The sequence below is a fragment of the Sphingomonas sp. genome (genome assembly GCF_013816785.1).
In the GTDB taxonomy this organism is placed as follows: Bacteria; Pseudomonadota; Alphaproteobacteria; order Sphingomonadales; family Sphingomonadaceae; genus Sphingomicrobium.
Window position 1 is genome coordinate 1 of the sequence record NZ_JACDDV010000072.1, and the last position, 8,201, is coordinate 8,201.

The window sequence follows — 8,201 nt, forward strand, 5'->3', positions numbered from 1 at the left end:
CCTATGGCGAGCATGACCTGACCGACCAGATCGTCCATTTGGTTCTGGCGCGGACCGTCAGCGCGCCCGAAGGAACGCGGGGGATTTCGCTATTCCTGGTGCCGAAGATACTGCCCGATGGCGGCGCCAACGATCTGCGCTGCGTGTCGATCGAGCATAAGCTGGGCATCCACGCCTCGCCGACTTGCGTAATGAGCTATGGCGACGCCGGTAATTTTGCAGGAGGCGGGGCAACCGGCTGGCTGATCGGCCCCGAAACTGGCGGCATGCGCGCTATGTTCACGATGATGAACAATGCGCGGCTGAATGTCGGTTTGCAAGGCGTCGGCATCGCCGAGCGCGCGACCCAGCGCGCGGTCGCCTTCGCCATCGAGCGGAAACAGGGGCAGCGCAACGGGTTGCCGGTGCCGATCGCCGACCATCCCGACGTCCGGCGGATGCTGATGCGCATGCGTGCGCTGACGATGGGAGCGCGGGCGCTGGTCTATTATGCCTTCGGCCAGACCGATCGCGCGGTGCGAGGCGACCCCCCGGCCGGCGCGCGTGCGCAAGTGCTGATCCCGCTGGCCAAGGCGTGGGGCACCGACGTGGGATGCGAGGTCGCCACCCTGGGCATCCAGGTCCATGGCGGCATGGGCTATATCGAGGAAACCGGTGCCGCGCAGCATTTGCGCGATGCCCGCATCGCGCCGATCTACGAGGGCACCAACGGGATCCAGGCGGCCGATCTGGTCGGACGCAAGCTGGGCCTGGACGGCGGCTTGGTCTTCGACGGATTGATCGCCGATATCCGGGCCGAGACGCGCGATCTTCGCCTCGTCGCGCTGTGCGATGCGGTCGAGGTGGCGGCGGTGAGCCTGCGCGAGGCAGCGCCCGACGACCGGCTAGCGGGCAGCTATCCGTTCTTGACAATGACATCGGCCATGGTCGCGGGATGGCTGATGGAGCGGCTCAGCCTGGCCGCGGCGGCGGACGAGCGGACCAAGGCCGCGGCGGCTTTTTTCCTGAGTGCCGTGGTCCCCGAGGCGCTAGGTCTGGCGGCCGGAGCGGAGCAGGGCGCGGCGTTGCTTTATGCGGTTCCGGCGGAAGCTTTGGGTTAGGCGAGCTCAGCCAGATCCGCTGGATCGATCCCGAGCCGGGCCATGCGGTCGCGGATTTCGGGCCATTCGGTGGTGATGAAGGCTTCGCGATGTGACGCGCGCAGCCGGGTTTCGGCGCTAGGAGCAACGAACATGCCGACTCCGCGCTTGACGATAATTAGTCCTTCGTCCTGAAAGCCCTGATAGGCCTTGGCGACGGTCAGCGGGTTGGCGCCCTGCTCGGCGGCGAGGGCGCGGACCGAGGGAAGCGGATCGCCATCGCTGTAGCGTCCCGCAAGGATCGCTTCCGCAATCACCTCGCGAAGGCGAATGTAGACAGGCTTTTCATGAGGTCGGCCGAGCGTCATGCTGTCACAATACAGCAAGGCGCATTTTGTTCAATCCCTTGGCGGGTCCCAAATTCGCACGATCGTGTCGAGCGCCGGGCGTGGCCGTTCCTCTAAATCCTCGCCGGCCGAGCCGAGAAAGAGGAAGCCGGCAATCCGCTCACCCGGCCCGCAAAAGGCGTCGTGTACCCGCTCGCTATAAGACGGCCACCCGGTGATCCAACTACCGATATAGCCAAGCGCATGGGTCGCGGTGAGCAGGTTCATTCCGACCGCGCCGCACGACAGCTGCTGTTCCCACACTGGGATTTTATGGCCTTTGATTGGCGCCGAGACGAGCACCACCAACGCTGGCGCCTGGTGAGCGAATTCAAGCGCCTTGGCATAATGGGCGGCGTTTGCGTCGGGGTCATGCTCGGGAAGCGCGAGGGCGATTAGATCGGCGAGTTGACGGCGCTGGCCGGGGCCGACGATGACGAACCGCCAGGGGGCGAGCTTGCCATGGTCAGGGACGCGTGCGGCGATGGTCAGGATGCGCACCAGCTCTGCTTCGCTCGGCCCCGGCGCGACCATGTCGCGGGGTTTGCCGGAGCGGCGCGTTTCAAGCAGCGATAGCGGTGAGGTCCTGTCATTGAGCGTCATGCCGCTCGCATAGCGACGCAACCCGTTGGCAACAATCGGCTTCACACCGGCGGAAACGCCGTTAGGGTGCGCCGCCAGAACAAGAGGGCGCCGATAACGACCCTCGCTACCCAGGGAGAGAGTATATGGTGGACACCCCGACCGCGGACAATCCGCGCGAACCGGATATCAGCCACGAAAATCCCACGCGGCGCGACGAATGGTTCGGCCACCCACGCCAGCTCGCCCGGTTGTTCACCACCGAGGCGATGGAGCGGTTCGGCTATTACGGTATGCGGGCGCTGCTCACGCTCTATCTCGCGCAGCATTTCCTGTTTTCCGATCAAACCACCACCGGTCTCTACGGCGGCTTTACGGCCCTGGTTTACCTAACCCCGCTGATCGGCGGCCTGATGGCCGATCGCTTCCTTGGGTCGAAGCGCTCGGTCAAGTTTGGCGCCATCCTGATGAGTCTGGGCTATCTGACTTTGTGCTTCGGTGGGCAGCCGGCCAAGCCATATGCGATGATCGACGGTCAGCGCTACGAGGTAGTCCAGCAAGGCGCCGGCGAAAATATCAAGCAGTTTGTCGTCGCCAATGGCGCACCGCTCCAGATCAAGGGCAACGAGGACAAGAGCGTATCGCTGCTCGCGCCCGATGGCAGCGAAGCGCGGAAAATTCCCGCCGGCGGCTTCGAAGCTCAAGGCGAACGTAATTCCTTCAATGTTTTTCTATTGCTGATCGGGCTGGCCCTGGTGGTTGTCGGCAACGGCTTTTTCAAACCCAATATCTCGACCATGGTCGGCACGCTTTATGCCGATGGCGACCGCCGGCGAGATGCGGGTTTCACGATCTTCTATATGGGCATCAACCTCGGTTCGCTTTTTTCGCAGATACTGTGCCCGCTGCTGGCGGTGGGCATGGGCAGTTGGGGCGGCCTTGGCTGGTGGGCCGGCTTCGCCCTGGCCGCGGCGGGCATGCTGGTGTCGTGGACCTTGATCCAGTTCGATGGCGGCAAGCTCGACGGGGTCGGCGATCGCCCGGCCGGTGCACCGGCCAATCGAGACTATGTCATCTATGTCGGCGCACTGCTTGCCATTCCGGTGGCATGGTTCCTGTTCAGCAACCTGATGAACTATGTGAAACCGCCCGAAGGATCGGGATTCGTCGGCTACGTCACGACCTTGCCGATCATGGGCAAGATCATGTTCGGAACCTTTCTGATCTCGGTTCCCGGTATCCTCATCTGGTCATTCCTCAAGGGCACCAAGACCGAGTTTCAGATGATGATCGCGGCGATGATCCTGATCACGTTCAACACGGTGTTCTGGACCTTGTTCGAACAGGCTGGATCGTCGCTTACCCTGTTCGCCGACCGCAATACCGATTTGAGCGTGTTCGGCCTGTTCAGCATCTCCGCGGGCCAGACGCAATTCTTCAACGCCGCCTTCATTGTGATGTTGGCGCCATTCTTCTCGATAATGTGGAATGCGATGGCACGCAGGGGAGTTGAACCGACCATCCCGATCAAGTTCGCATTCGCCTTGCTGGCGGTCGGCGCGGGATTCCTGTTTCTTGTCTGGGGCACACAATTCGCCGGTCCCGATTTCAAGGTCGGCCTGTGGTGGCTGGCGGGCCTCTACCTGATCCACTCGGTCGCTGAATTGTGCATCTCGCCGGTCGGTCTCAGCATGATCACCAAACTGTCGATCGCGCGGATCGTCGGTATGATGATGGGCGTGTGGTTCCTGTCGATCGCGGTCGCGCAATATGTCGCCGGGCTGGTCGCGCAGGTCGCCTCGGTAGAAACGGTCGGCGGGCAGGTCACCAACCTGCAGGTCAGTCTCAATACCTATGTCGGCGTATTCACCACCATCGGTTGGGTGTCGATGGCGATCGGCGTCGTCCTGCTGTTGCTCGCCTGGCCGCTCAAAAAGTTGATGCACGGAGTGAAATGACCATGGGTCGAGCCGTTGCCGCCTCCCTCCTGCTCTTTCTAGGAGGGTGCGCGGCGGTGGCTCCACCGCCGAAGAAGGCGGCGCCGATCCGGATCGATCAAAACCCCTATCCGTCGACTTATGCCCGCTATCCCGGCGTCACGACGCTGATTCGCGGGGCGACGATCCTCGACGGCGAAGGCGGGCGGATCGACAACGGCTCGATCCTGATCGCCGACGGCAAGGTGCAAGCTGTGGGCGGGCCCGAGCTGGCCGCGCCTGAGGGTTCGAACGTGATCAATGCCGCCGGCCGATACGTGACCCCTGGCATCATCGACATCCATAGCCACCTTGGTGACTATCCCTCGCCCGGCGTCGAATCGCTGAGCGACGGCAACGAGGCGACGGGCCCGTCCCGTCCCGAGGTGTGGGCCGAACATAGCATCTGGCCGCAGGATCCCGGCTTTTCGCGCGCGTTGGCCAATGGCGGAATTACCGCACTGCAGATTTTGCCCGGTTCGGCCAATCTGTTCGGCGGGCGTTCGGTTGTCCTCAAGAATGTGCCGGCGCGGACGGTGCAGGGGATGAAGTTTCCCGGTGCGCCTTATGGCCTGAAAATGGCGTGCGGCGAGAATCCAAAACGGGTCTACGGCGGCCGGGGCGGGCCGGCGACGCGGATGGGCAATATCGCGGTCATCCGTCAGACCTGGATTCGGGCGCAGGAATATAATCGCAAGTGGACCAAATATGAGCGCGACGGCGGCGAGATTCCTGCTCGCGACCTGGCGATGGATACGCTGCGCGGTGTGCTCCAGGGCAAGATCCTGGTCCATAATCACTGCTATCGCGCCGACGAGATGGCGATCATGATCGATGTCGCCCAGGAATTTCACTACAAGATCAGCGCGTTCCACCACGCGGTTGAATCGTACAAGATCGCCGACTTGTTGAAGGCCAGCGGCATCTGCTCGGCGATGTGGGCCGACTGGTACGGGTTCAAGATGGAAAGCTATGACGGGATCAACGAGAATATCGCCTTCGTCCACAATGCCGGCGCCTGCGCAATCGTCCATTCAGACGACGCCAACGGCATCCAGCGACTGAACCAGGAAGCGGCCAAGGCGGTTGCCGCCGGCAAGCGCGCTGGGATCGACATCAGCGAGGCGACGGCCTGGACCTGGCTCAGCGCCAACCCCGCGCGCGCGCTCGGCATCTTCGGTCAGACCGGCAGCCTCAAGGCGGGCAAGGTGGCCGATGTCGTGCTGTGGAATGGCGATCCGTTCAGCGCCTACACGCGGCCCGACAAGGTGTGGATCGACGGCGCGATGATGTACGACGCGGCCAATCCGGCAAAGCGGCCGGTCAGCGACTTCGAACTGGGTCAGCCGGGCGAAGGGGATGTGAAGTGATGCGGTCTGCTTCTCGTCCCAAACGCCTCTCGCGGCTCGGCATGTTTGGGATCATGTGCGGGGTGGCGGGCGCATGCATTGGCTGCAAGGCCAGCGCGCAAACCATCGCTATCACTGGCGGCACGGTCGTGCTCGGCGACGGATCGGACCCGATCGAGGGTGGAACGGTGATCGTTCGCGATGGCCGCATCGTCGCCGCCGGTCGCGACGTGGGCATCCCGAAAACGGCCGAACTCATTGATGCGCGGGGCAAATGGGTGACGCCAGGGATCGTCGCGGGCTTTTCGCGGCTGGGTCTGACTGAAGTCGACTCGGGAGCGAGCGGGTCGGATGACACCGAAACCGGGTCGAGTCCCTTCAACGCCGCGATCGATGTTGCGCCGGCGATCAACCCCAAGGCTTCGACGATCGCCGTGAGCCGAGCCGACGGCGTAACCCGCGCGGTGGTTGCGCCCGTCGCGGGGCGGAGCATCTTCGCCGGGCAGGGCGCGGTGATCGACACCGGTGCCGATATGGACGCGGTGTTGCGTGCCCGCGCGTTCCAGTTCGTCGAGTTGGGCGAAGGCGGGGCCGACAAGGCCGGAGGATCGCGGGCGTCGGCGTTCGTGCTGTTCCGCAACGCGCTGCGCGAAGCGAATGACCTTGCCGGCTTTCGCAATCCTGTGGTCGGACGGGGCACCGCCGCTCCGCCGGAGATTGTGCCCTATGAGGAACGACCCGACCCCGGCTTGATCAGCCGCGATGCGCGGCGCACCGACGATGTCATGCTGACTCGGTTCGACGCCGCCGCGCTGGTGCCGGTGGTGCGTGGACGTCAACTATTGCTAGTCCATGTCGAGCGCGCGATCGACATTTTGAACGTGCTCAAGTTGCGGCGCGAATTTTCGGGACTCAGGATCGCGCTGGTCGGCGTGACCGAGGGCTGGACCGTGGCCGACCAGATCGCCGCCTCGGGGGTGTGGGTGATTGCCTCCGCGCTCAACGATCTTCCGGCCAGCTTCGAAATGCTCGCCGCGACCCAGTCCAACGTCGGGCGGCTGCGTGCGGCGGGGGTCAGGGTGGCGATCGGGATGATCGACGACAACGACACTCGTTTCGTTCGCAATCAGCGCCAATATGCCGGCAACCTGGTCGCCCTCTCGAAAGTGCCGGGCGCCGCTGGCCTGACCTGGGGCGAGGCGTTCGCGATGATCTCGTCGCGCCCGGCCGAAGCAGTCGGGATGGGCAACGAAATCGGCAGCCTCGGCGCCGGGCGGCGCGGCGATGTGGTGATCTGGTCGGGCGATCCGCTTGAGCTGTCGTCCGCCGCCGAAGCCGTGTGGATCGACGGAGTCCGCCAGCCGCTCGACAATCATCAGACGCGGCTGCGCGACCGTTACCGCTCGCTCGAACGGCGCGATTTACCGGAGGCCTATCGAAAATGACTGCTCTAGCCTGGCTCATCATCGCTGCGATCGCCTTCGTCGGCACGCATTTCCTGCTGTCGCATCCGCTGCGCGCGGCGACGATCAGGATGATTGGCGAGCGCGGCTTCGCAGGCGCCTATTCGCTGATTGCGCTGATTATCCTGTGGTGGATCAGCCGCGCTTATGGACCGGCATCGGCGGAAGCGCCGCAGCCGCTGTGGGACGGGGGCAAGGCGGGGTGGATCGTCGCCACGCTGCTGATGTGGCTGGGGTCAATCCTGTTCGTCGGCTCGCTGCGCCGCAATCCGGCCTTTCCCCGCCCCGGCAAGCCGGTAACGAAGATCGATGAGCCGCGCGGAGTTTTCGCCATCACGCGACATCCGATGAACATCGGCTTTGCGTTGTGGGCACTGGTCCATGCCATCGTGAATCCGGTCGCGGCGGCACTTATCGTGAGTGCGGCGATCGTGATCCTGGCCATCGGTGGGTCGTTTGGGCAGGACGTGAAGAAGGAAAGGCTGATCGGCGGGCCGTGGCGCGACTGGAAAGCCAAGACCAGTTTCATCCCGTTCGGTCGGGGTTTCGCGCTGCCGGACGGCTTCGCTTTTATCGCCGGAACCATTCTCTGGCTGGCCGCGACCTGGGCGCATGGCGCGCTCGGGTACCGGCCCGCGGGCATCTGGGCTTTTTAGCTTAACGGTTTTCGCGCTACAGCCTGCCCATGGGACGCAAATTCTTCGGCACCGACGGGATTCGGGGGCGCACCAATGTCGCGCCGATGACCGCCGACACCGCAATGCGGGTCGGCCAGGCGGCGGGCGCCCACTTCCTGCGCGGCGATCATCGCCACCGCGTGGTGATCGGCAAGGATACGCGCCTGTCTGGGTATATGATGGAATCCGCAATGGTCGCGGGCTTCACCTCGGTCGGGATGGACGTGGTGCTGCTCGGACCGCTGCCGACCCCGGCAGTGGCGATGCTGACCAAGGAATTGCGCGCCGATCTGGGTGTGATGATTTCGGCTAGCCACAACCCGTTCGCCGACAATGGCATCAAGCTGTTCGGCCCCGACGGCTATAAGCTTAGTGACGACGACGAGGTGGCGATCGAGGAACATCTGACGACCGCCGCGAAATTGGTGGACGCCGAGAAAATCGGCCGCGCCAAGCGGATCGACGACGCGCGCGGGCGCTATATCCATTTCGCCAAGTCGACCTTTCCCGAGACCCTCCGGCTCGACGGGCTCAAGGTCGTCGTCGATTGCGCCAATGGCGCGGCCTATCAGGTCGCTCCGGAGGCGCTGTGGGAATTGGGCGCCGAAGTGGTCGCGCTGGGCACCAGCCCCAACGGCACGAACATCAACGATGGCTGCGGGTCGACCTCGCCCGAAGTGCTGCGCGAG

The 8,201-nt window shown here is 64.0% G+C and carries 7 protein-coding genes and 1 pseudogene; 6 read left to right on the forward strand and 2 right to left on the reverse strand.

All coding sequences use genetic code 11. The features are described from left to right. A partial coding sequence (locus H0W65_RS11475; RefSeq protein WP_294007716.1) for an acyl-CoA dehydrogenase occupies nucleotides 1–1,100 on the forward strand: 1,100 nt, incomplete at its 5' end. Here the strand turns inward: H0W65_RS11475 and H0W65_RS11480 are convergent. After that, nucleotides 1,097–1,447, reverse strand: coding sequence for a GntR family transcriptional regulator (locus tag H0W65_RS11480; protein ID WP_294007717.1), 351 nt, complete (start codon nucleotides 1,445–1,447; stop codon nucleotides 1,097–1,099). The two genes, H0W65_RS11475 and H0W65_RS11480, sit on opposite strands and share 4 nt — an antisense overlap. A gap of 30 nt (nucleotides 1,448–1,477) precedes the next feature. After that, on the reverse strand, nucleotides 1,478–2,068 hold the full coding sequence (locus tag H0W65_RS11485; RefSeq protein WP_294007718.1) for a nitroreductase: 591 nt from the start codon (nucleotides 2,066–2,068) through the stop codon (nucleotides 1,478–1,480). A gap of 125 nt (nucleotides 2,069–2,193) precedes the next feature. Here H0W65_RS11485 and H0W65_RS11490 point away from each other — a divergent pair, with 125 nt between their 5' ends. The 5 genes and pseudogenes from H0W65_RS11490 to H0W65_RS11510 all read left to right on the forward strand — a co-directional run. Then, nucleotides 2,194–4,005 carry a peptide MFS transporter gene (locus H0W65_RS11490; protein ID WP_294007719.1) on the forward strand — a complete coding sequence of 604 codons (1,812 nt, stop codon included), beginning with the start codon at nucleotides 2,194–2,196 and terminating at the stop codon, nucleotides 4,003–4,005. A 2-nt stretch (nucleotides 4,006–4,007) separates the two neighbouring features. After that, on the forward strand, nucleotides 4,008–5,393 hold the full coding sequence (locus tag H0W65_RS11495) for an amidohydrolase (protein WP_294007721.1): 1,386 nt from the start codon (nucleotides 4,008–4,010) through the stop codon (nucleotides 5,391–5,393). Nucleotides 5,394–5,434: 41 nt separating this feature from the next. Further along, nucleotides 5,435–6,817 carry an amidohydrolase family protein gene (locus H0W65_RS11500; RefSeq protein WP_294007722.1) on the forward strand — a complete coding sequence of 461 codons (1,383 nt, stop codon included), beginning with the start codon at nucleotides 5,435–5,437 and terminating at the stop codon, nucleotides 6,815–6,817. Next, nucleotides 6,814–7,491 (forward strand): NnrU family protein, encoded by a 678-nt coding sequence (locus H0W65_RS11505; RefSeq protein WP_294007720.1) that lies wholly within the window; start codon nucleotides 6,814–6,816, stop codon nucleotides 7,489–7,491. The genes H0W65_RS11500 and H0W65_RS11505 overlap by 4 nt, the downstream gene beginning before the upstream one ends. A gap of 29 nt (nucleotides 7,492–7,520) precedes the next feature. Then, nucleotides 7,521–8,201: pseudogene (locus H0W65_RS11510) on the forward strand (phosphoglucosamine mutase); the annotation flags it as partial.